The organism is Streptomyces sp. bgisy100 (genome assembly GCF_057709105.1).
The window spans coordinates 25,939-48,097 of the sequence record NZ_JBYITE010000037.1 but is presented as its reverse complement, the minus strand read 5'-3'; the positions used below and the strand labels follow the sequence as shown (position 1 = coordinate 48,097).

The window sequence follows — 22,159 nt, the reverse complement described above, 5'->3', positions numbered from 1 at the left end:
AGGGAAGGTGCGTGACATGAGCGCCATGGCACACGAGCCGCTCGCCCAGGAAGAAGTCCTGCTGGAAGGCTTCCTGGCCCTGGAGACGCCCGAGGGCTTCCGGGCCGAGCTGATCGAGGGGGAGATTGTCGTGACGCCGCCGCCCGGGGGCGCTCATGAGAGCATCATCAGCCGGATCATCCGGCAGGTCGCCCGCGCCTCCGCCGTGGAGATGGACATGTCCGGCAACAAGGGCCTGCAGGTGCCTCGGGGCGGCCCCTGCCCCAGAAACCATGTCATCCCGGATCTGACGCTGGCCGACGCGAGCCTGGCACTCTTCGACGACGCCGGGTCCTGGATGGAGTGCGACGGGGTGGCGATGGTCGTGGAAGTGACCTCCGCCAACCCCGACCGCGACCGCAGGGCGAAGCGCCACTGCTATGCCCGCGGTGGCATCCCGCTCTATCTCCTCGCCGATCGCGAGGCCGCCGCGGTGACTCTGTTCAGCGATCCGCAGGGGGACGACTACCGGCAGCTGTGCACCGTCCCGTACGGCAAGGAGGTCGCTCTCCCCGAACCCTTCTCCTTCGTGCTGCGCACGGCCGACTTCGTGTGACGGGTCCGCCCCGACCGGCGGGTACCATGGTCGGCACGGCAGACGAGCCGAGCGGGCGGCCGCGTCGGGATCCTCGGATCCCGCCGAGGAACGTCCGGGCTCCACACGGCAAGGTGGTGGGTAACGCCCACCCGGGGCGACCCGCGGGACAGTGCCACAGAAAACAGACCGCCGGGGGCCGCAAGGCTTCCCGGTAAGGGTGAAACGGTGGTGTAAGAGACCACCAGCGTCCGAGGTGACTCGGACGGCTCGGTAAACCCCACCTGGAGCAAGGTCAAGAGGGGCCGCCGCAAGGCGGCCCTGCGCGGATGATCGAGGGCTGCCCGCCCGAGTCCGCGGGTAGACCGCACGAGACCGGCGGCAACGCCGGTCCTAGATGGATGGCCGCCTCCTGCCGGGCCGCGAGGCCCGGTGGAGACAGAACCCGGCGTACAGCTCGACTCGTCTGCCTCTCACGCCTCCGACCCGCGATATCTCTGGACGGATACGTCCCGGGGCCCGGTTGGGGGAGGATCCGGGGATTTTCAGCGCGCACTGCGGATCCCCGCGAGCCCACCTCACGCCCCCTCAGCGGGTGCCGGTACACCGAGGCCGGGCCCGTGCGCCCGACGCGTCCCCTCGCTCCGGGCCGCGCCACCGTGCCGACCGGCGAACTCCGGGACCGCGGCAATGCCTCCGCAATAGCCGTCATCGGCCGGGCAGGGAAATCACCGATCGTGCCCCGGACTTGACCGCCGTCCTTGCCGAGGAGGGGCGCGTGCGCCGAGGTTGCGGAATTCAACTTTTTCAGTCGCCGATTTCCGTGGACCGGGCCATCGGGTGGAGCTCTGGCCAAGGTTACTCGCGAGAAGGGACGCCGGTCCCCTAGGGTGATCGCCGATCGGCCCCCGCTCGCCTGCGGATCCAGATGACAATTCGGGCTCTTTCTGCTGATCCAAGGATGTCCTGCCATCACGGGATGTACCTGGCGCGGCCGGAACGGCGTGGTGTCGGCGATCCCGGACGGGCGTCGGCCGTACAGGTATCACCGGTCGCCGTACCGTTCCCGGGACTTCGCATCTCCCGGGACTCCGCTCGGCGGCTCCTTCTCATTCACCTACCTCGCGGAGGCAAGGCAGAGATGGCGCGAATTCCACAACAGAAGAACAGTGGGGACGGGCAGGGAGTTCACCCTGTCGATGAGGTGCTTCCCCTCCCGAAGCTCTCCCTCTACGGTTTCCAGCACATTCTTGCGTTCTACGCCGGCGCGGTGATCGTGCCGATTCTCCTCGGCAACGCGCTGGGGCTGTCCCATGAAGAACTGGTCTATCTGATCAATGCGGACCTGCTCACCTGCGGTATCGCTTCGATCATCCAAGCCCTCGGCATCTGGCGGATCGGCGCCCGGCTGCCCCTTGTTCAGGGCGTGACCTTCACCGCGGTCTCACCCATGATTGCGATAGGCATCGGTGCGGGCGGCGGCACCGCCGGTCTTCTGGTGGTCTACGGCGCGGTGATCACAGCGGGTATTGCCACGTTCCTGTTCGCACCGTTCTTCAGTAAATTGGTGAAGTTCTTTCCGCCGATCGTCATCGGCACGATTCTCACCATCATCGGCCTCACCCTCATCCCGGTGGGCCTGCAGGACGCGGCCGGCGGCGCGAATCTGATGGGCGAAGCGGCGTACGGTTCCCCGAAGAACCTCGCCTATGCCCTCGGCACGCTGCTCTTCATCCTGCTGGTCGTCAGGATCGGAAAGCCGTTTCTGAGCAGTGTCGCGGTGCTGATCGGCCTGGTCTTCGGCACCGCGGTGGCCTGGCTTCTCGGGGACGCCGACTTCGGCGCCGTGGGCCAGGCCGACTGGTTCGGCGTCAGCACGCCGTTCCACTACGGCATGCCCAAGTTCGAACTCTTCCCGATCCTCGCGATGACCGTCGTCATGCTGATCACCATGGTGGAGACCACCGGTGACGTCTATGCCATCGGCGAGATCACCGGCAAGAAGGTGGACGGCGAAACGGTCGCCAGCGCCCTGCGTGCCGACGGCATCGCGACCGTCCTCGGCGGTGTGTTCAACTCCTTTCCCTACGTGGCCTTCGCGGAGAACATCGGCCTGGTGCGGATGACCAGGGTGATGAGCCGGTTCGTCGTGGTCGCGGCGGGCGTCTTCATGATCATCCTGGGGCTGCTGCCGAAGGCGGGCAGCCTGGTCGCCGCCATTCCGCATCCGGTGCTGGGCGGTGCGGCGGTCGCCATGTTCGGCATGGTGGCGACGGTCGGCATCCAGATCCTGGGCAAGGTCGACCTGCGCGAGGAGCGCAACGCGCTGATCCTGGCGGTCAGTCTCGGCGCCGCGCTGCTGCCCACCACGGTCGCGCCGTTCTTCGACCGGATGTCGGACGACGTCCAGGCGGTCCTCGACAGCGGGATCACCCTGGGCGGCCTCACCGCCATCCTGCTGAACCTCTTCTTCAACGTCTTCACCCGCCGTACGGCGATGGAGATCGACTGGGACGAGATCGAGCGGGACGGCCCGGCCGACCCGCAGCTGGGCACCGCACAGCGCTGAACCCGCTGCGGGCCGGGGCCGGGGGCGATCCCCGTGCCCCCGGCCCGCAGGGCGTCGTCCGAGCCCCGTTGGGAGCTGTGGGTCCCCGCAGGGCGCCGTCCGCGCCCGCGGGGCGCCGTCCTGGCCTCGCGGGAACGCCGCCGGGCAGGCGCCGAGTGCTCAGCGGGCTGGCGCCGAGTGCTGAGCGGGCAGGCGCCGATCGCTCAGCGGGCAGCCGCCGAGTACTCAGCGGGCAGCCGCCGATCGCTCCCCGGACGCGGAGTCGTGGCGGCCGGGTGCGCTCAGAGCACGGTGTTGAACGGGGGGACCTCGCCCGCCTCGCCCACCAGCTCCCAGAAGTGATCCACCAGCCGGCGCAGATAGGCGGAGCGCTCCGCGGCGACCTCCTTCAGGCGGGCGTCGTCGTTCCGGGCCACGACGTGACCCATGTAGCGCTCGGAGAACTCGGCGAACTCCGCGTGCATCGTCCGCAGCGCGTCACTCACCCGGCTCTCGTTGATCGCGGCGATCTCCGCCACCGGAGCGACGTGGGACTTCCAGCGGCCGTCGATGGCCGCCCGCAGGTGGTCGGCCAGCTCGTCCACCCGGCCCATGATGCCGACGAGTTGGCGCAGCGAGAGCCCGAGCGTGTCCACCAGGGCCCGGGTCTGCCGGTAGTCGCCGTCCCAGCGCTGCGCCGCCTCGGCCGCCTGGTACTCGGCCACGGCCATCCCGATCCGCCCGGCCAGCCGTTCCGCGCTCAGCTGGCGGGCCAGCCGGTGTTCCGCGAGGGTGCGCGGCTGCACTCCCATCAGCACGGTCGCCGGGCACCAGAGCGTGTCGGCCAGGGCGAAGAGCTGCGGTTCCGTGGGGATGTGCGTGCCCTGCTCCCAGGCGACCACGGCTTCGGGAGGAATGGGGACGCCGCACGCCCCCATGGTCTGTGCGACTTGAACTTCTGTCAGGCCCATTCGAATGCGAGCCGCTCTGGCCTCGGTGGGGGAAAACGGAGTTCTGAGCACGTACGAGACACCTCGCTGCACCCATCCGGACATATGGGTGCTTGGGGGGAGGGGCAGGTGGAGGAACATCCAGGAGCGGGCAGATTAACAGATGATCCATTGGTAGGAAGTGCCAGCTTCCCTTCGATCCCAAGGCAAATGCAGGAACTTTCAACTACTCGCTGGTATTTGCCCCGGCCCCGCGTACCGTGCCGAATCCGATGCACTGGGGCGGATCGACGGAACTGCCGTTATCCGTACGCCCTTTGGTAGCCATTCCTTGCGGCTGTCCGTGCTGTTGTCCAGGGCCCGGACGCGCTGTTCAGCAGGGCCGGCCCGATTCGCCCTGAGTGCCCAGTGTCCGGGATTCTGTGTGGAGAGCCCGAGAGCCCGAGAGCCCGAGAGCCCGAGAGCCCGAGAGCCCGAGAGCCCGAGAGCCCGAGAGCCCGAGAGTCCGAGAGCCCGAGAGTCCGAGAGTCCCGATGGCCCGGGAAGCTTCCGTTACGCCGTGGGTCTGGGCCAGTGATCCAGGTCGCCGCCGCGCCATTCGATCACCGCCGGGTCGTCGAGCGTGGGATCGAGACCTGCCTCGCGCAGGAACTCGCACACGTCCCCCCGGCCGTGGGCGAGGCCCACGATCTGTCCGTGCACGGTGATGCGGCGCCCGCCCGACGGGGACGGCGGGTGCACGATCACGGGCGGGTGCTCGGTCATACGTACAGGGTGCTGCGCGAGCCGCCGGGGCGCATCCCGGTCGGTCGCCGGGCGGGCCGGTCCCCACGGCGGGCCGATCCCGGCGAGAGGCCCCGGACCGGTCCCGGCCTTCCTGCGCACACGGGGTGTGAACGCCGCACCTGTGGACGGTCCGCGCACACCCTGCCGGGCTGCCGGCTCGGTGCGCTTCACTCGGACCGTGGCCGCCGCTTCTCGCGCCGCGGCCCGCCCCGCCCCCGTCGCGCCCCCTCCATGCCCCCGCGGCGGAGGGCGGGGGTCCGTCGCGTCAGCCGGTCCCCTGGGACCCGCCGTCGTTGCCGGAGGGAGGGTTCGCCGGCGGTGTGGTCTCGCCGGACGGGGTGGAACCGGGGGTGGACGTCGGCTGGGCGGGCGGCGACTCGGCCGGCGGCTGCGACGGAACGCTGGGCCCCGGTACGGGCGCGGTGGCCGACGAGCCCGGTGGCTGCTGCGGGAGGGGATGTCCGTCCCCGCTGTCGGGGGACGGCGGGTCCGAGCGGTCGCCCGGCTCGCCGGAGGGGCCGTCGGACGCCGAGGGCGATGCCGATGCCGACGTCTCGTGGGAGAGGCTGCCCGGCTTGTCGTCGCCGGGGGCGCCCGCCGGGCCGCCCGGTACTCCCGTGGCCTCGACGGTTCCCACGCGCCGGGGGCCGTCGTCCGCGGGGGCCGCGTTCGGTACGCCGGGCAAGGGGAGGAGGGTGCTGGGCGCGATCGGTGTCGCGCCCGTCAGGCTGAGGACCAGCCCGGTGGCGTAGAGGGCGCAGACCGCGCCCACGGCCCGGCCGGTGCGGCTCATGCTCCGGATGCGGCCGACGGAGACCCGTCCGTGCGCGCAGGGCGTCGCGGGGGCCGCGCCGGTCGGCGTCGCGGCGGCAGCGGCAGGCGCGGGGGACACGGCCGGGGCGGAGGCGGCAGCCTTCCCGGAGCCGGAGCCGGACCCGGAGTCGGGGCGTGGGCCGGGGGCGGCGCCTGGGCCTGGGCCCGGCGCGGTCGCCGGGGCGGGTTCCGCCGCTGCCCCTGCCGCTGCTCCGGCGCCGGTCTTCGCGGCGGATCGCCGCCAGCCTCGGCCGGCGGGCCTCCGGTCGGCGGTGGGCTTGCGACTGTCGGCGGAGGGCTTCCGGCCGGTGCTCGCCGCGGGCTGCGGTGCCCCCTTCGCCGTCGGCTTCCGGCCGGCCTCCGCCTCGGCCCTGCCGCGGGCGTCCAGCGCGGTCGTCGGAACGTCCGATCGCACGGAGCGGGGCGGCGCCGGGCCGTCGTCCGGCTCGGAGAGGGAGTCCACGGACTGCTCCGCGAGCAGATCGCCCGGCGCGGGCGCAGGCCAGACGACGGGCGCCGGGTCGGCTGTGGGGGTGGTCGGCGGGCGCGCCTCCGGGGAGGGCTCCGGCGGGTTGTGCCTGGAGAGCATGAGCGGCAAGGTAACGCCCCGCAACCGGATTCAGCGGGTGATTACCCCACTCAGTCGAAATAGCCCGCCAAATGGTCGAATTCAGCCACGCCCGATGTACGGCATCGTCGTGGCCATCACCGTGGCGAACTGGACATTGGCCTCCAGCGGCAGTGACGCCATGTGCAGCACCGTCCGCGCCACATCCGCCGCGTCCATCACCGGTTCGGCCGCGAGGGTGCCGTCGGCCTGGCGGGTCCCGGTCCGCATCGCCTCGGTCATCTCGGTCGCGGCGTTGCCGATGTCGATCTGTCCGCAGGCGATCCGGTGCTTCCGGCCGTCCAGCGACAGCGACTTGGTGAGTCCGGTCATCGCGTGCTTGGTGGCGGTGTAGGCGATGCTGTCCGGCCGCGGCGCATGGGCCGAGACGGAACCGTTGTTGATGATCCGGCCGCCCCGCGGATCCTGGCCGCTCATCTGCCGGAACGCCGCCTGGGCGCACAGGAACGCCCCGGTGAGATTGGTGTCGACCACCGACTGCCAGTCCGCGTGCGCCAGCTCCTCCAGCGGCACCGCCGGGCCGAAGCCCCCGGCGTTGTTGAAGAGCAGGTCGACCCGGCCGAAGCGCCCGGCCGCCGCCCGGAACAGCTCCGTCACCTCGGTCGGCCGGGTCACGTCCGTCGGCACGGCCAGGGCCTGCCCGCCCGCGTCCGCCAGCCGCGCCGTCTCCTCCAGCGCCGCCGCCCGGCGCCCCGCCAGCGCCACTGCCCATCCGTCGGCCACCAGAGCCCGGACGACCGCTCTGCCGATGCCCGAACCGGCGCCGGTGATCACCGCGACCCTCGGGCCGGTCTCGCTCTCCGCCATGGCCCGCAGGGTACGGGACGGCGGCGGGATTGCCCCCGAACGCCCCTTCGGGAGGCGAAGCTCATCGACTCGCCATGTACGTGTTGTGCTCGCGACAACGCGCGGCCTCTCCCCGGCACTGGAATTCCGCAGTACAACACCCGTCAGGGGAGGGGCAGATGACTATCCCGTACCGCACGGAGCTCCGGGCCGCCGCCGCCCACCTGGGCCGGCGCCGCTTCCTCACCGTCACCGGCGCGGCCGCCGCGCTCGCCTTCGCCACCAACCTTCCGGGCACCGCCGACGCCGCCGCTCTCGACGCGCGCCGGGCGCTCACCGCCGATCCGTTCACCCTGGGTGTCGCCTCCGGCGACCCGCTTCCCGGCTCCGTCGTGCTCTGGACCAGACTCGCCCCCGAGCCGTACGAGACCGGTGGCGGCCTGCCCGCCGCCCGCGTCGACGTCGACTGGGAGATCGCGCGCGACGAGCGCTTCTCCCGGGTCGTCCGCCGAGGCACGGCCACCGCGCACCCCGAGTTCGACCACACCGTGCACGTCGAGGCCGACGGCCTCGCCCCCGACTGCGTCCACTACTACCGCTTCCGGGCCGGCTCCTGGATCAGCCCCGTCGGCCGCACCCGCACCGCACCGGCCGCGGGCGCCCGGCTGAACGACCTGCGCCTGGCCGCGGTGTCCTGCCAGGCCTATCACGACGGGTACTTCACCGCGTACCGGCACCTCGCGGGCGAGGACCTCGACGTCGTGTTCCACCTCGGCGACTACCTGTACGAGTACGCCGTCGACGCGGCCGGCGGGGCCCGCAAGTACACCGACCGGAAACTTCCCGAGGTGTTCAACCGGGAGACGGCCACCCTGGAGGACTACCGGCTCCGGTACGCCCTCTACAAGACCGACCCGGACCTGATGGCCGCCCACGCCGCGCACCCCTTCGTCGTCACCTGGGACGACCACGAGGTCGAGAACAACTACGCCGACGACGTCCCGGAGGGCGGCGGACCGTCCGAGGACTTCCTGATCCGCCGGGCCGCCGCCTACCGCGCCTACTGGGAGAACCAGCCGCTGCGCCGGCCGCAGCGGCCGAACGGCCCGGACATGCGTCTCTACCGGCGGATCGGCTTCGGCCGGCTCGCCCGGTTCGACGTCCTCGACACCCGCCAGTACCGCTCCGACCAGGCCCAGGGCGACGGCTGGCAGGTTCCGGGGCCCGAGTCGGAGAACCCGTCGCGCACCCTGACCGGGGCCGGCCAGGAGCGCTGGCTGCTGGACGGCTGGCGCTCCTCGCAGGCCCTGTGGAACGTGCTGCCCCAGCAGGTCACCTTCGCCCAGCGGCGGTCCACCACCGACGCCGACTACAAGGTGAGCATGGACGCCTGGGACGGCTATCCCGCCTCCCGCCGCCGAGTTCTCGCCGGGGCGCAGGCGGCCGGGATCGACAACCTCCTGGTGCTCACCGGCGATGTGCACGTGAGCTACGGGATGGACATCAAGGCCGACTTCCGGGACCCGGGCAGCCGGACCGTCGGCACGGAGCTGGTCACCACCTCGGTCTCCAGCGGCAAGGACGGCGCCGACCGGCCCGCCAACTGGGCCACGTACATGGCGGCCAACCCCCACATGAAGTGGTACAACGGCCGCCGCGGCTACCTCACCGTCACTCTCGGGACGGCGGAGGCACGCGCCGACTTCAAGACCCTCAAGGCGGTGACCACCCAGGGGGCGGCGCTGACCACGGCGGCGTCGTTCGTCACCGAGGCGGGGTCGCCGGGGCTCGAACCGGCCTGAGGCCGTCCGGCCTTCGGGGGCTGACGTCGGCGGTCGTCGGCGGTCCGAGGCCTCCTGTGTCGGCTGCCGCCTGAGGGGCGCCGTCTGCCGTCCGTCGTCTGCCGTCTGCCGTCTGGCCGTCCGCCGGGCGGTCCGCCGGGCGGCCGTGCGACGGGCGTCAGGCTGCGGGCGCTGCCCGCCCGGCGGAGGCCGGTGGGACGGACACCGCCCGGTGCCCGTTCCGCCGGCCCGTCCGGCGCTCCCGCATCCGCCGGCCCGTCCGGCGCTCCCGCGCCGAGCCGGGACGCCCCCCGCATCCGCCGGGGCGTCCCGAGGCCCCCGCATCCGCCGGGGCGTCCCGGCTCGGCGCGGGCCGTCACTCCTCGCCCGGGTACCGGACCCCGATGCGACCCCGGACCGCGTCCAGCGTGCGCATCACCGCCCGGCTGCCGTCCAGCGGCACCAGCGGGGACTCCGTCTCGCCCGCACGCAGACAGCGCATCACCTCCAGCGCCTCGTGCCGCAGGCTGTTGCGCCGGCCCTCCAGGGCGAACTCCTCCGGCTCCCGGCCCGGCCGGTGCAGTACGAACCGGTCCGGATAGAAGAAGCCGCGCGGGAACTCGATCCGGCCCGCCGTACCCGTCACCGCCGCGGTCATCGGGGTGTCCGCGGTGATCGAGCAGCTCAGCAGGGCCACCGCGCCCGAGTCCCAGCCGAGGAGCATCCCGGTGTTGGCGTCCACGCCCTCCGGCGTGAGCTCCGCCCTGCCCTGCACCTCCGACGGCTCACCGAGGACGAGATGGGCCAGCGAGACCGGGTACACGCCCAGGTCGAGAAGGGCCCCGCCGCCCCGCGCCGGATCGCGCAGCCGGTGCGCCGGACCGTACGGCCCGGGCAGTCCGAAATCGGCGTGCACGCTGCGGATCTCCCCGATCGCCCCGTCGGTTACGATCTCCACCATGCGACGCATGACGGGATTGCAGTAGGTCCACATCGCTTCCATCATGAAGCGGCGGCGCTCCCGGGCCAGTTCCACCAGCTCGTCCGCCTCGCGGGCGTTGAGCGTGAAGGCCTTCTCGCAGAGCACCGCCCGGCCGGCCTCCAGGCACAGGCCCGCCGCCGCCCGATGCGCGGAGTGCGGAACGGCGACGTACACGACGTCCACGCCGTCGTCGGCCGCCAGCCCCGCCCAGCTGCCGTAGGCGCGGGGTATGCCGAACCGCTCGGCGAAGCCTCTCGCCGTGCCCGTGCTGCGGGAACCGACGGCCACGACCTCGGCCCCGGGCAGCTCCAGCAGCTGCGCGGTGAAGGACGCGGCGATGCCGCCGGTCCCCAGGATGCCCCAGCGCACACGAACGTCCTGCACAGGCACCGCCCTCGTCGCCGTGGACCAGTCGTCATGCTGAATGCATGGTAAGGATTCAACGAAAGTGGAGAGTCGAATGCCGGAAACCGGCCCGATGCGACCGGAAAAGTTGTCAGTTCGACCCGCTCGGGACAGAAAGCGGGTCATATCGGATACGGCGGGGGTGCCGGATGGTCGGGGAGACCCTGAGGAAGGGTCGGCCGGGAACGGCGCCGCGGGCCGAGGGGCGGTGCCGGCCGTGACCGCCGACCGGGACGGGGCGGTCGGGAGCGCCGACGGCCACGACCGGGCCTCGGGGGAGCAACCTGCCGGCGGGGAGGACCGCGCAGGAGCAACGGAGCGGGCAGCAGCAACGGAGCGGGCAGCAGCGGCGGAGCGGGCCGGAACGGCGGAGCTTGCTGAAACGGTTGAGCGGGCCGGAACGGTCGAGGCCGGAACCGTGGAGCAGGCCGGAACGGTGGACCGCGCGGGAGCGGCGGCTGCGGACGTGCGGACGGAAGGAGCAGCTCCGGAACCGCCGGCCGGCCGTGCCGCGCTGCTCCTCGTCCTCGTCCTCGGCGGGCTGACCGCGCTGGCACCGCTGTCGATGGACATGTACCTCCCCGCCCTCCCGGCGGTCACCGACGCGCTGCACACCCCCGCCGCCACCGTCCAGCTGACCCTGACCGCTTGCCTCGCGGGCATGGCGCTGGGCCAGCTCGTCGTCGGCCCGATGAGTGACAAGTGGGGCCGCCGCCGGCCGCTCGTCGCCGGCATGACGGTCTACGTCGTCGCCACCGCCGTCTGCGCCCTCGCGCCCACGGTCGAACTGCTCATCGCCTTCCGGCTGCTCCAGGGCCTGGCCGGGGCCGCCGGGATCGTGATCGCCCGGGCCGTGGTGCGCGACCTCTACGACGGCGTCGCCATGGCCCGGTTCTTCTCCAGCCTGATGCTGGTCTCCGGCGCCGCACCCGTCGTCGCGCCGCTCGTCGGCGGCCAGGTGCTCCGGGTCACCGACTGGCGGGGCGTCTTCTACGTCCTGGCGGGCATCGGCATCCTGATCACCCTGCTGGTGATCCGCAAACTCGGCGAGACGCTGCCCCCGGAGCGGCGGCACAGCGGCGGGCTCGGCGCCACCCTGCGCACCATGCGCGGGCTCCTCGCCGACCGGGTCTTCACCGGCTACATGCTGGCCGGCGGCTTCACCTTCGCCACCCTCTTCTCCTACATCTCCGCCTCGCCCTTCGTGGTCCAGGAGATCTACGGCGCCTCCCCGCAGACCTTCAGCCTGCTGTTCGGCCTCAACTCGGTGGGCCTGGTCGCGGTCGGGCAGCTCAACGGCAAGCTGCTCATCGGCCGGGTCAGCCTCGACAAGGCGCTGTCCGTCGGCCTGGCCGTGGTGACCACGGCGGCTGTCGCGCTGCTGCTGATGGCGTCCGGCGTCTTCGGGGACGTGGGGCTCGGCCCGGTGGCCGCCGGGCTGTTCGTACTGATGTCCGCGATGGGCGTGACGCTGCCGAACACCAACGCGCAGGCCCTGATGCGCACCCCGCACGCCGCCGGCTCGGCCTCCGCGCTGATCGGCACCTGCTCCTTCCTCGTCGGCGCGGTCGCCTCACCGCTCGTGGGCATCGCGGGGGAGCGCACGGCCGTCCCCATGGCGCTCGTCCAGGTGGTGTGCGGCCTGCTGGCGGTCACATGTTTCCTGGGACTGTGCCGCCCCTGGCAGCAGCGGACCGTCGAGGGGACGGACCGCGGCCGGGACACGGAGGGAGCGGGAAGCTGACCACGTCACGACCGCACACGCGCCTGCACGCCGGGACCCCGGCGCGCGCCCGGCTGGACGCCGCCGAGCTGCACGAACTGGTCCGCGACGTACGGCGGCTGCCCGAGGGGGAGCGCCCCTGGTGCGCGGGGGCGGTGGTCCTCGCGGGCCGGGGCCCGGTCGTCGCCGTCGAGCAGGCGGCCGGCTGGGCCGTGCGCTACGCCGGATACGACGCGGCTGCCGACCGGGGCGTCGAATTGCCGCGGCGGGCGTGGGAGCCGATGCGCACCGGCACCGTCTTCGACCTGGCCTCGCTGACCAAGCTCTGCACGGCGATCGTCGCGGTGCAGCAGATGGAGCGGGGCGTGCTGGAGGCGGGACGGCCGGTGGCCGCGTACGTCCCGGAGTTCGCCGCGGCGGGGAAGGGCGGGGTGACCGTACGGCAGCTGCTCACCCACACCTCCGGCCTCCGCCCCGAACTGCCCTTCCACGAGCGGCCGGGCCGGACGGCGCGGCTGGCGATGCTGTGGGACGAGGAGCCGGTGGCCGCTCCCGGCTCCGGCCGGTGCTACTCGGACCTCAACATGATCGCGCTCCAGGTGGTGCTGGAGCGGATCACGGGCGAGGGGCTCGACGCGCTCGTCCGCAGCGGGATCACCGGCCCGCTCGGGATGACGGCGACCGGCTTCCGGCCGGTCGGTACGGGGCCCGGCGGTACGGGGCCCGGCGGTACGGGGCCCGGCGGTACGGGGCCCGGCGGTACGGGGCCCGGTGGTAAGGGGCCCGGCGGTACGGGGCCCGCCGGGTCGGGGGACGGCGGATCGGGGGACGGTCCGGCGGAGGTGTCGGGCGACGGCCCGGCCGGGGTGGCGGGCTCCGCCGGCGGCGGTGTGCCGAGTGACGGGACCGCCGGTGCCCCCCGCCCTGCCGGAGTGGCCGGTGTTCCCGGCCGGGCCGGGGTGGCGGCCACCGAGGATCAGCGCAGGCCGTGGGCCAAGGCCGACCGGGGCATGCTGCGCGGCGAGGTGCACGACGAGAACGCCTGGGCGTTCGGGGGAGTGGCCGGGCACGCCGGGCTGTTCTCCACCGCGTGGGACCTCGCCGTGCTCTGCCGGGCGTTGCTGAACGCCGGGACGTACGAGGGCACCCGGATCCTCGCCCCCGCCTCGGTCGACCTGCTGCTGGCGCCGCCGGGGCTGGGGTTCGAGGTGGACCAGCCGTGGTTCATGGGGGAGCTGGCCGGCCGGGGCGCGGCCGGGCACACCGGTTTCACCGGGACGAGCCTGGTCCTGGACCGGGCCACGGACAGCTTCCTGGTGCTGCTCGCCAACACCGTCCACCCGCGCCGCAGGCCGGCGGACAGCGTCCCGCGCGCGACGGCCGCGACCCGCCTCGCGCGGGCCGTACGGGCCGCGGACGACCGGGACGCCGCCGCCGGGGGCGTGTAACGGCGGGTGGATCCGGGTGAGGGTCACGGGGGAGGCCACGAGGAGGCGTCCGAAGCGACGTCCCGGTGGTGAGCGCTCGCGGCGAGAGGCGGTGGCGGCGGCGGGACGGCAGCCTGCGGGGCTGATGCGGGCGGCGCCGGACCCGCGCATCCCGCCCGTACCAGGCACCCACCACCCTCGCGGCCACCGCGCGGCATGAAGACGCCGGGGCACTCGAAGCGGCCTGAAGGCGCCGGGGAACCTGATGCGGCCTGAAGGCGCCGGGGCGCCCGAAGCGGCTGAAGGTGCCGGTGGCACCCGAACTAGACTCTTCCGGATGCACGCCCCTGATTCCCCCCGCACCGGCGCCGTCACCGTGCCCGAGGCACTGCGTACGGCACTCGCGCGGCTTCTGGACGGTCTGCCGCCCCGACAGGCCGCACAGGCGGTCGACCGGCTGATCGCCAACTACCGGGGGCGCACCCCCACCGACGCCCCGGTGCTCCGCGACCGCTCCGACGTCGCCGCGTACGCCGCATACCGGATGCCCGCGACCTTCGAGGCCGTCCGGGCCGCGCTCGCCGCGTTCCGGGAACAGCTGCCGGAGTGGTCGCCGGCGACCCATACGGACGTGGGCGGCGGCACCGGCGCGGCCACCTGGGCCGTGACGGCGGCCTGGCCCGAGGCGGAGCGCCGCACGACCGTGCTGGACTGGGCCGAGCCCGCGCTCGCGATCGGCCGCGAGCTGGCGGCGGACTCCGGCCTCCCGGCGCTGCGCGCCGCCGACTGGCGGCGTGCGGCGATCGGCGGCGGACTGGAGCTGCCCGAGGGCACCGACCTGGTCACGGTCTCCTACGTGCTGGGCGAGCTGACCCCTCAGGACCGCCGGTCGGTGGTCGACGAGGCGGCACGCGCGGCGCAGGCGGTGGTGCTGATCGAACCGGGCACCCCCGACGGCTATCTGCGGATCATCGAGGCCCGGGACCGGCTGATCGCGGCCGGCCTGCGGGTCGTCGCCCCCTGCCCGCACAGCGCCGCCTGCCCGATCGAACGGGGCCGGGACTGGTGCCACTTCGCGGCCCGGGTCGGACGGTCCTCGCTGCACCGGCAGGTGAAGGGCGGCTCCCTGCCGTACGAGGACGAGAAGTTCAGCTATGTGGCGGCGGTGCGCTTCCCGGCGGCCACCGCCGAGCACCGGGTGGTACGCCACCCGCAACTCCGCAAGGGACAGGTCCTGCTGGACCTCTGCACCGCCGACGGGGCCCTGCGCCGCAGCACGGTGACCAAGCGCCAGGGGCCGCTGTACCGCGCCGCCCGCGACACGGAGTGGGGCGACAGCTGGCCGCCACCGCAGGAACCGGACGCGACGGAGTGACGGGGCGCCGCCACGCCTGAGGGACGTCGGCTCCGACGGTGCCCCCTCTGCGCCTGACGGCCCCTGTGCCGGACGGCCCTTGTGTCTGACGGCCCTTGTGTCTGATGGTCCTTGCGTATGAGGACCCTTGCGCATGAGGGCCGTTGGGCCCGGAGGCGGACCGCGCTCCGGACGTGGCCGCCGGCCGGGGTTCCGTCCCGGCCGGCGTGCTCTCCGGCGGCCGTGCGGCGGCGCCGCCCGTTCCGGCCGGTCAGTCCGCCGGACGCAGCTCCATCGTGCAGCACTTGACGCTGCCGCCGCCCTTCAGGAGCTCCGACAGGTCCATGCCGATCGGTTCGTACCCCCGGTCCCGCAGGGGGTCGAAGAGGCCCAGCGCCGCCTGGGGGAGCAGGACGTGGTGGCCATCGGAGACCGCGTTCAGCCCGAACGCGGCGGCGTCGGCCTCCTCGGCGACGATCGCGTCCGGGAAGAGGCGGGCGAGGACGGCCCGGCTGCCGGGGGAGAAGGCGTCCGGGTAGTACATCACCTCGTCGCCGGCGAGGACACAGAGCGCGGTGTCCAGGTGGTAGTAGCGCGGGTCGATCAGATCCAGACCGATCACCGGGCGGCCGAAGAACTCCTGGGCCTCGGGATGGGACAACGGGCTGCTGCGGAAACCGCGGCCGGCCAGCAGCCAGGAGTCGGTGACGGCGAAGTCCCCCTCGCCCTCGTTGATGTGCACCGGTTCGCGGACGTCGGCCTCGTCCCAGCCGTGGGAGCGGAACCACTCCCGGTGCACCGCGGCCTCGGCGGTCCGCTCGGGATGGGCGAACCGGGCCCCGAGGACCCGGCCGTCCACGACGGTCGCGCCGTTGGCGGCGAAGACCATGTCCGGCAGATCCGGCCGCGGGTCGAGTACCTCCACGGTGTGCCCGAGGGTCCGGTAGCGGTCGCGCAGGTCCTCCCACTGCGCGAGGGCCAGTGCGAGATCGACCGGCTTGGTGGGGTCCATCCAGGGGTTGATGGAGTAGGTGACCTTGAAGTGCGTGGGTGGGCACATCAGGTACCGGCGAGGACTGAACGATGAGCGCAAGGAGGTCTCCTCACGGTGGAATGGGGCGCAGACGTGAGATACCTGCACGCTCACATGTTCCACCGTCGGGCCCCGCCGCGCAGTGATCCGTACGGATGAATCGCGACGGGGAACCGTGCCCGTCAGTCCTCTTGCGCTCCGCCCCGGGAATCCCCCGGACCGTCCGCTTCCCGGGCGGGCTCCCGGGCCGCCCGGAGGGAACGCAGCAACTCGCGTTTGGCGGCCTGCGGGTCGCTGCCGCCGCCCGCGGGCCGGCCGCCCCGTCCGCCGCGCAGCGCTGAGCGGGACAGATTGCTGCGGGTACCGCCCACGCCGAGCATGGAGCCGGCACTGCCTCGGGTCATGAGTCCTCCTCGGTCGAGCTAGCCGAGACGGTTCGTCTCGCTGTCGACTCCGAGTCTGCATGAAACGTATCGTCTCGTCAAGACGAAACGTCTCGCCTCGCAATGGTAGATTCGAACCATGCCTCAGACCCGGACCCCCGATTCCACCCGCCGCAACGAACGTTCCCGGCAGGCGATCCTCGACGCCGCCCTCGAACTCGTCGGAGAGGTCGGCTTCAACAAGCTGACGATCGAAGCCATCGCGGCCCGTGCCGGTGTCGGCAAGCAGACCATCTATCGCTGGTGGCCCTCGAAGGCCGCCGTGCTGTTCGACTCCTTCCTGGCTCTCAGCGGGCAGGAGGAGGGCGGCCCGGTGCTGCCCGACAGCGGTGACCTCGAGGCCGACCTGAAGCTCGTCCTGCGGGCCACCGCCGACGAGCTCAACGACCCCAAGTACGACCTGCCCAGCCGCGCCCTGACCGCCGAGAGCCAGAACGATCCCGAGCTCGCCCGCGAACTCACCGGCCGGGTCCTCGAACCGCAGCTCGTCGCCTTCGAGGAGCGGCTGCGCGCCGCCCGGGAGGCCGGGGAGGTCGCCGACGGCACGGATCTGCGGGTGGCCGTGGAGATGCTGGTCGGCCCGCTGTACCACCGGTGGATGCTGCGCACCCGCCCGCTGACGCACGACTTCGCGGACAGCGTCGTCGAACAGACCCTGCGGGGGCTCCGGCCGCGGGGCTAGCTCCGCAGGGTCCCGCCACCGCTGTACGGGACGGGGCACCGGGCCGGTCGCGGTCCGCACCGCACGGCGGTGACCGGTGCCTTCGTGACGGAATCGGCGTCCTCGGCCGGCTCTTCCGCTTCGAGGCCGCCGTGCCCCCGCCCTGACAGGCTGCCGTGCCCCCGCCCTGACGGGCCGCCGTGACCCCGCCCTGACGCGCTGCCGCGGTTCCCGCTCCGTCTGCGGCTCCCAGGGTGCCGCCGTTCAGCCGCTCCCGGTGCCCGCGCCGGTGCCCGCGCCCGCGCCCGGGACCCGCTCCACCGGGGTGGCCGCGAGCAGCGCCGGGGCGTCGGTGACGATCCCGTTGCAGCCCAGCCGCAGGGCCCGGTCGCGGTCCCGCGGGGTGTTCACCGTGTGCGCCCAGACCCGGGGGATGCCGGAGGCGACGGCCCGGCGCAGATCAGCGTCGCTCGCCCGGTGGTCCACGTCCAGCAGCGCCACGAAATCCCGCCACCGCTCGGGCCGGTCGTGACGCAGCTGGCGCGCCGAACGCCACAACTGGGCCAGCAGGCCCAGCCGGTGGGCCCGCCGGGCCAGCCACGGCCGGTTGGTGTTCACGAACACCGCCCGCTCGAGCCCCCGGGCGTGGATCATCCGGGCGAGCCGTGACAGGCTCCGCGGGTCCTTGGCCTCCAGTATCAGGACGCGCCGCCCGCCGAAGCGGTCCAGCACCTCCGCCACCGTCGGCGCGGGCTCCGGCCGCCAGCTGCGGCGCAGCGCGCCCCGCGGCCGGATCCGCACCGCTCGCCACTGCCACCGGCTCAGCCGGTCCACCGGTCCCCGCAGAGCGGTCGTCCGGTCCAGCGAGGCGTCGTGCATCACCACGAGCGTGCCGTCCCGCAGTATCCGGGTGTCGGCGTCGAGTACCTGGGCCGTGCCGCGGCTGAACGCTGTCAGCAGGCCCGACATGCTGTTCTCCGGAACCTCCAGCGCGCCGGCGCGGTGCGCGGTGTACACGGTTCCGGGCAGGTCGTCGACGGTCCGCCCGACGGCGGCGATCTGCACCGGCACGACCGGCCCCGCCAGGGACATCGCGACGACACCCGCCAGCAGGGACCTTGTGACCATGAAAACAACGCTAGGGCGGGATTTCCCGGTATGCCCTGTCATGGTGCCCCAATGGATGGCGGAGCCCACACACCCGGATGCGGAGTCCGGCCCCGGGGGGAGGAGGATGGTGGCAGCATTGATCGGACAGCGGTCGAAGTGAGGGGATAGATGGACTCCGACAACAACCGCAGTCGCGGCAGGGAAAGCAGGTTCTCCCAGTGGCTGCGCCGCCGTCCGAGAAGCGGTGCGGGCGCTCCGGGTACGGCTGCGGCGGACGCCGGCCGGGAGGATCTCCTGCTGGCCGCGGCCGCGGCGGGTTTCCCGCTCGCCCAGGCCGCGTACCCCTCCGACTACGGCTGTTCCTGCGACCGGATCGGCTGTCCCACGCCCGGTCGGCACCCCGTCTCCTTCGCCTGGCAGACCCAGGCCTCCACCGACCCGGAGAAGATCGGCCGCTGGCTGCGGGCCCAGCCGCAGGCCAACGTCATCACCGCCACCGGCATCAACCACGATGTGCTCGACGTGCCCGCGGACGCCGGGCTCAGCGCCCTGGAGCGGCTGGAGGCCGACGGGGTGGAGGTCGGCCCGGTCGTCGCCGGCGGGGAGGGACCCCGGGGCCGGGTGCTGTTCTTCACCGCCACCCGCGGCACCCCGGACGACGAGGACGAGTGGTGGCCCTGCGAGCTGGACTGCCACCCCGAGACCATGGACGAGCACCCCGGCCTGCGCTGGCACTGCCGCGGCAGCTATGTGCTCGTCCCCCCGTCGCGGCTGCCGTCCGCCGGTCCGGTGACCTGGCTGCGCGGGCCGGAGCGGCCGCTGCCGGATCCGCTGACGCTGCTGGAGACGCTGACGGACGCCTGTGCCCGGTACGCCACCGACGACAGCGACCACCACTCGGCGGCCTGGCCGCTCCACCACTGAGCACGCACGGGGCGGTGATCACGTCACGCACGGGGCGGTGATCCCCGAAGGGGGACGCGGCGCGTCAGGGGCGCCTGCCCGGACCTGCCCGGCCCCTCACGCGGTCACTTGCCGCGCGCGGCGGTCACGCCCTCCAGCCGGTTGAGAACGTCCACCGGGCCCCGCGGGGGAATCCGGGCCGCCGACTCGGAGATCCTGGAGAGGATCAGCGCGCGCTCCGGCTTGCCCTGCATCAGGGCCTTCGCCGTGGGGTCCTTGACCTCGCCCACCCGGGAACCGGCCGCCATCGTCCGCTGCTCGGCGTGGTGCGCGGCGAAGAACGCCAGCGCGCCGCCGTCCTCCGTGCGGAGCGCCACCGGCGCGTACTGCGGTGGCTTCGCGGGCTGGTCCCGGTAGTCCGTCCAGAACTGCGGGGTCTTCAGCAGCTTCTTGCGCGTCGCCCGCTGGCCCGAGGTGGCCGGGCCGTCGGCGAACACCCCGCCCCGGCCCGTCTGCAGATAGTCGGTGTACGCGCTGCTCAGCCGGCCCGGCGCCAGGGCCGGGCCGGCCGGCGAACCGGCCGCGACCGGCTCGGCCCAGCCGTCCTCGTCGGTCCGGAACGCCGGCACCTCGTCCTCGCTGAGGATCGAGAGGTAGGAGACCTTCCACGGATCGGCGGCCCGGGAGCGGGTGAAGACCAGCAGCCAGCGGAAGTCGTTGCGGTTGCTCGCGGTGTCCGCCACGAAGAACTTCGGCCACCCGGCCTGCTTCGGGATCGTGTACCGCGCGTCCGTCAGCTCCAGCGGGGGGAAGCCCGGGTTCCCGTCGGGGCTGTTGACGCGCTGCGCCTTCACCCGGGGCTCCTCCATGGCCAGCAGCGCGCCCGTCTCGACTCCCGCGGCGGCGGCCGGATCGCTCTTCCGGTACGCCGTGTTGTAGCCGTCGGTGAAGCGCTCCAGGGCCTTCGCCGCGTCAGCCTTCCGCGCCGCCGGGATGACCGCCCGTTCCCCGTGCACCGTCACGCACCCCGTCAGGCTCAGCAGAGCTGCGGCTGACAGGAACGCCGTCACCTGGGACCACCTGCGGGGCGTCCGTATCATCGGGTCGCGACTCCTTCGAGGGCTCCTCGGGGGCTGCTTGAGTCGGCGCAACCCTACCCGGGGCGAAGAACAGGGCGAGGGTGGGGATCACGTACAGCGTCCACACCACGACCTGGAGCACCGTCGGGTCCGGCTGGAAGTTCAGCGTGCCCTTCAGCAGGGTGCCGTACCAGCTGTCCGGCGGGACGGCGGCGCTGATGTCGAACGCCTTGGTGCCCAGCCCCGGGAGGAAGCGCGCCTCCTGCAGATCGTGGAAGCCGTACGCCAGCACGCCCGCCGCGACGACCACCAGCAGCGCGCCGGTCCAGGTGAAGAACTTCGACAGATTGATGCGCAGCGCGCCGCGGTAGAACAGCCAGCCCATCAGCACCGCCGAGACCAGGCCCAGCAGCACGCCGATCAGCGGCCGGGCCGTGCCGTCGTCGGTGGCCTTCACGGCCCGCCAGACGAACAGCGCGGTCTCCAGGCCCTCCCGGCCGACCGCCAGGAACGCCGTCGCCACCAGGGCGCCGGTGCCGACGGCCAGCGCCTGGTCCAGCTTGCCCTGGAGCTCGGCCTTCAGATGCCGCGCGGTGCGCCGCATCCAGAACACCATCCAGGTCACCAGGCCGACGGCGACGATCGACAGGGAGCCGCCGAGGAGTTCCTGGGCCTCGAACGTCAGCTGCTGCGAGCCGTACTCCAGCACCGCGCCGAACGCCAGGCTCACCCCGACCGCGATGCCGATGCCCGTCCAGATCGGGCGCAGCGCGTCCCGGCGCCCGGTCTTCACCAGGTACGCCACCAGGATGCAGACGACGAGGCTGGCCTCCAGGCCCTCGCGGAGACCGATCAGAAAGTTGGCGAACACGCCGGTCACCGCCCCTTCGTGGCGTCGAAGAGCTCCCGGCCCCACCAGTCGTCGCGGCCGCGGACGCCCGGCGGGACGGCGAACAGGGCCGAACCGACGTGCTGGATGTACTCGTTGAGCGCGTCGATCCGGGCGAGGTTGCGCTGCACGGGCACGAACCCGGTGCGGACGTCGCGCTGGTAGGCGATGAAGAACAGCCCGGCGTCCAGCAGCCCCAGCCCGTCCGTGCCGTCGGTGAAGGAGTAGCCGCGGCGCAGGATCTTCGCCCCGCCGTTGCTGTCGGGGTGCGCCAGGCGGACGTGCGCGTCCTCCTTCATGGCCTTCAGGTCCGGCTCGTCGCGCTCGCGGCGCTTGCCGTAGGGGGCGCCTTCGCCCTTGGTGCGGCCGAAGATGTCCTCCTGCTCCTGCAGGGAGGTGCGGTCCCAGGTCTCGATGCGCATCCGGATCCGCCGGGCCACCAGGTAGGAGCCGCCCGCGAGCCACTCCGGGCCGTCCTTCCCGGACACCCACACGTGCTTGCGGAGGGCGGGGGCGTCGGTGCCCGCGATGTTCCGGGTGCCGTCCTTGAACCCCATCATGTTGCGCGGGGTCTGCGCGTCGGGCGTGGTGGACGAGGTCTTGCCGAAGCCCAGTTGGGACCAGCGGATGGCGACCCTGCCGAAGCCGATCCGGGCGAGGTTGCGGATGGCGTGCACCGCGACCTGCGGGTCGTCGGCGCAGGCCTGGACGCACAGGTCGCCGTCGCTGCGGTCGGCGTCGAGGTTGTCGCCGGAGAACGTCGGCAGCTCGATCAGGGCCTCGGGCAGCTGGGACTTGAGGCCGAAGCGGTCCTTGCCGTCCCGCTCGAAGAGCGTCCGGCCGAAGCCGATGGTGAGGGTGAGCCGGGACGGCTTGAGGCCGAGGGCCTCGCCGGTGTCGTCCGGCGGTGCCTCCGGGATGCCGGGGACGGCGCCCTCGCCGACCGAACGGCCCGCGGTCATCGCCGCCGCGGCCTCGGTCCACTCCTTGAGCAGGGCGATCAGCTCGTCGCGGGAGTCGGTCTTCACGTCGAACGCGGCGAAGTGCAGCCGGTCCTGGACGGGCGTGGCGATACCGGCCTGGTGGCGGCCGTGGAAGGGCACCGCGGCGCCCGCGCCGCCGGCGAGCGCGGGTGCCGCGTCGTCGGCGGTCAGCGCGGCGGCGGTGCCGCCGGCCGCGGCGGCGCCCAGCGCGAGCCCGGCGCCGCCCCAGCCCAGCAGCGAGCGGCGCGACGGCGTCCGGCCCGCGGTTGTTCCGCCTGTCTCGTCGGTCTCGGAACTCATG

At 73.1% G+C, this 22,159-nt stretch carries 19 protein-coding genes and 1 other RNA gene; 9 read left to right on the top strand and 11 right to left on the bottom strand.

The window, feature by feature from the left end; all coding sequences use genetic code 11:
- Window positions 1–25: 25 nt before the first annotated feature.
- The 3 genes from AC3EQ1_RS22710 to AC3EQ1_RS22700 all read left to right on the top strand — a co-directional run bounded on the left by AC3EQ1_RS22710 (window position 26) and on the right by AC3EQ1_RS22700 (window position 3,143).
- On the top strand, window positions 26–595 hold the full coding sequence (locus AC3EQ1_RS22710; protein WP_432096204.1) for a Uma2 family endonuclease: 570 nt from the start codon (window positions 26–28) through the stop codon (window positions 593–595).
- A gap of 43 nt (window positions 596–638) precedes the next feature.
- An RNA gene (rnpB, locus tag AC3EQ1_RS22705) (RNase P RNA component class A) lies at window positions 639–1,043 on the top strand.
- Between the two features lie 735 nt (window positions 1,044–1,778).
- Window positions 1,779–3,143: a nucleobase:cation symporter-2 family protein gene (locus AC3EQ1_RS22700; protein WP_432096182.1), complete on the top strand. Its 1,365-nt coding sequence runs from the start codon at window positions 1,779–1,781 to the stop codon at window positions 3,141–3,143.
- 281 nt (window positions 3,144–3,424) lie between these two features.
- On the opposite strand, the gene AC3EQ1_RS22695 is transcribed toward AC3EQ1_RS22700, so the two are convergent.
- The 4 genes from AC3EQ1_RS22695 to AC3EQ1_RS22680 all read right to left on the bottom strand — a co-directional run bounded on the left by AC3EQ1_RS22695 (window position 3,425) and on the right by AC3EQ1_RS22680 (window position 7,106).
- Entirely contained in the window at window positions 3,425–4,093 is a 669-nt protein-coding gene (locus tag AC3EQ1_RS22695) for a transcriptional regulator (protein ID WP_432096181.1), read from the bottom strand.
- A 531-nt stretch (window positions 4,094–4,624) separates the two neighbouring features.
- The gene (locus tag AC3EQ1_RS22690; RefSeq protein WP_432096180.1) at window positions 4,625–4,837 is read right to left on the bottom strand and encodes a hypothetical protein; all 213 of its coding nucleotides are present in this window, start codon (window positions 4,835–4,837) and stop codon (window positions 4,625–4,627) included.
- 286 nt (window positions 4,838–5,123) lie between these two features.
- The gene (locus AC3EQ1_RS22685; RefSeq protein ID WP_432096179.1) at window positions 5,124–6,260 is read right to left on the bottom strand and encodes a hypothetical protein; all 1,137 of its coding nucleotides are present in this window, start codon (window positions 6,258–6,260) and stop codon (window positions 5,124–5,126) included.
- 81 nt (window positions 6,261–6,341) lie between these two features.
- On the bottom strand, window positions 6,342–7,106 hold the full coding sequence (locus AC3EQ1_RS22680) for an SDR family oxidoreductase (protein WP_432096178.1): 765 nt from the start codon (window positions 7,104–7,106) through the stop codon (window positions 6,342–6,344).
- 158 nt (window positions 7,107–7,264) lie between these two features.
- Here AC3EQ1_RS22680 and AC3EQ1_RS22675 point away from each other — a divergent pair, with 158 nt between their 5' ends.
- A complete protein-coding gene (locus AC3EQ1_RS22675) occupies window positions 7,265–8,887 on the top strand; it encodes an alkaline phosphatase D family protein (RefSeq protein ID WP_432096177.1) in 1,623 nt (540 codons plus the stop codon).
- 355 nt (window positions 8,888–9,242) lie between these two features.
- Here the strand turns inward: AC3EQ1_RS22675 and AC3EQ1_RS22670 are convergent, their stop codons facing one another.
- Complete coding sequence (locus AC3EQ1_RS22670) at window positions 9,243–10,232, bottom strand: Gfo/Idh/MocA family protein (protein WP_432096176.1); 990 nt, start codon at window positions 10,230–10,232, stop codon at window positions 9,243–9,245.
- 487 nt (window positions 10,233–10,719) lie between these two features.
- Here AC3EQ1_RS22670 and AC3EQ1_RS22665 point away from each other — a divergent pair, with 487 nt between their 5' ends.
- The 3 genes from AC3EQ1_RS22665 (at window position 10,720) to AC3EQ1_RS22655 (ending at window position 14,778) form a co-directional block, all read left to right on the top strand.
- Window positions 10,720–11,997 carry a Bcr/CflA family multidrug efflux MFS transporter gene (locus AC3EQ1_RS22665; RefSeq protein WP_488187167.1) on the top strand — a complete coding sequence of 426 codons (1,278 nt, stop codon included), beginning with the start codon at window positions 10,720–10,722 and terminating at the stop codon, window positions 11,995–11,997.
- Complete coding sequence (locus AC3EQ1_RS22660; protein ID WP_432096175.1) at window positions 11,925–13,424, top strand: serine hydrolase domain-containing protein; 1,500 nt, start codon at window positions 11,925–11,927, stop codon at window positions 13,422–13,424. The genes AC3EQ1_RS22665 and AC3EQ1_RS22660 overlap by 73 nt, the downstream gene beginning before the upstream one ends.
- Window positions 13,425–13,740: 316 nt before the next feature.
- On the top strand, window positions 13,741–14,778 hold the full coding sequence (locus AC3EQ1_RS22655) for a small ribosomal subunit Rsm22 family protein (protein ID WP_432096174.1): 1,038 nt from the start codon (window positions 13,741–13,743) through the stop codon (window positions 14,776–14,778).
- Between the two features lie 250 nt (window positions 14,779–15,028).
- On the opposite strand, the gene ddaH is transcribed toward AC3EQ1_RS22655, so the two are convergent.
- Both ddaH and AC3EQ1_RS22645 read right to left on the bottom strand, forming a co-directional pair.
- Entirely contained in the window at window positions 15,029–15,850 is an 822-nt protein-coding gene (gene ddaH / locus AC3EQ1_RS22650) for a dimethylargininase (RefSeq protein ID WP_432096173.1), read from the bottom strand.
- A 122-nt stretch (window positions 15,851–15,972) separates the two neighbouring features.
- Window positions 15,973–16,194 (bottom strand): DUF6243 family protein, encoded by a 222-nt coding sequence (locus AC3EQ1_RS22645; RefSeq protein WP_432096172.1) that lies wholly within the window; start codon window positions 16,192–16,194, stop codon window positions 15,973–15,975.
- 118 nt (window positions 16,195–16,312) lie between these two features.
- On the opposite strand from AC3EQ1_RS22645, the gene AC3EQ1_RS22640 reads away from it, so the two are divergent.
- A complete protein-coding gene (locus AC3EQ1_RS22640) occupies window positions 16,313–16,915 on the top strand; it encodes a TetR/AcrR family transcriptional regulator (protein WP_432096171.1) in 603 nt (200 codons plus the stop codon).
- Between the two features lie 243 nt (window positions 16,916–17,158).
- Here AC3EQ1_RS22640 and AC3EQ1_RS22635 read toward each other — a convergent pair whose 3' ends face one another.
- Entirely contained in the window at window positions 17,159–18,022 is an 864-nt protein-coding gene (locus tag AC3EQ1_RS22635; RefSeq protein WP_432096170.1) for a glycerophosphodiester phosphodiesterase, read from the bottom strand.
- Window positions 18,023–18,172: 150 nt separating this feature from the next.
- On the opposite strand from AC3EQ1_RS22635, the gene AC3EQ1_RS22630 reads away from it, so the two are divergent.
- Window positions 18,173–18,928, top strand: coding sequence for a bifunctional DNA primase/polymerase (locus AC3EQ1_RS22630; RefSeq protein ID WP_432096169.1), 756 nt, complete (start codon window positions 18,173–18,175; stop codon window positions 18,926–18,928).
- Between the two features lie 104 nt (window positions 18,929–19,032).
- Here the strand turns inward: AC3EQ1_RS22630 and AC3EQ1_RS22625 are convergent, their stop codons facing one another.
- From AC3EQ1_RS22625 to efeB, 3 genes are read right to left on the bottom strand one after another with little or no spacing between them, the layout of a single operon-like run.
- A complete protein-coding gene (locus AC3EQ1_RS22625; protein WP_432096168.1) occupies window positions 19,033–19,923 on the bottom strand; it encodes an SCO2278 family lipoprotein in 891 nt (296 codons plus the stop codon).
- A complete protein-coding gene (efeU, locus tag AC3EQ1_RS22620; protein WP_388845187.1) occupies window positions 19,880–20,857 on the bottom strand; it encodes an iron uptake transporter permease EfeU in 978 nt (325 codons plus the stop codon). The genes AC3EQ1_RS22625 and efeU overlap by 44 nt, the downstream gene beginning before the upstream one ends.
- A gap of 5 nt (window positions 20,858–20,862) precedes the next feature.
- Window positions 20,863–22,158, bottom strand: coding sequence for an iron uptake transporter deferrochelatase/peroxidase subunit (gene efeB / locus AC3EQ1_RS22615; protein ID WP_432096167.1), 1,296 nt, complete (start codon window positions 22,156–22,158; stop codon window positions 20,863–20,865).
- Between the last annotated feature and the right edge of the window lies 1 nt (window position 22,159).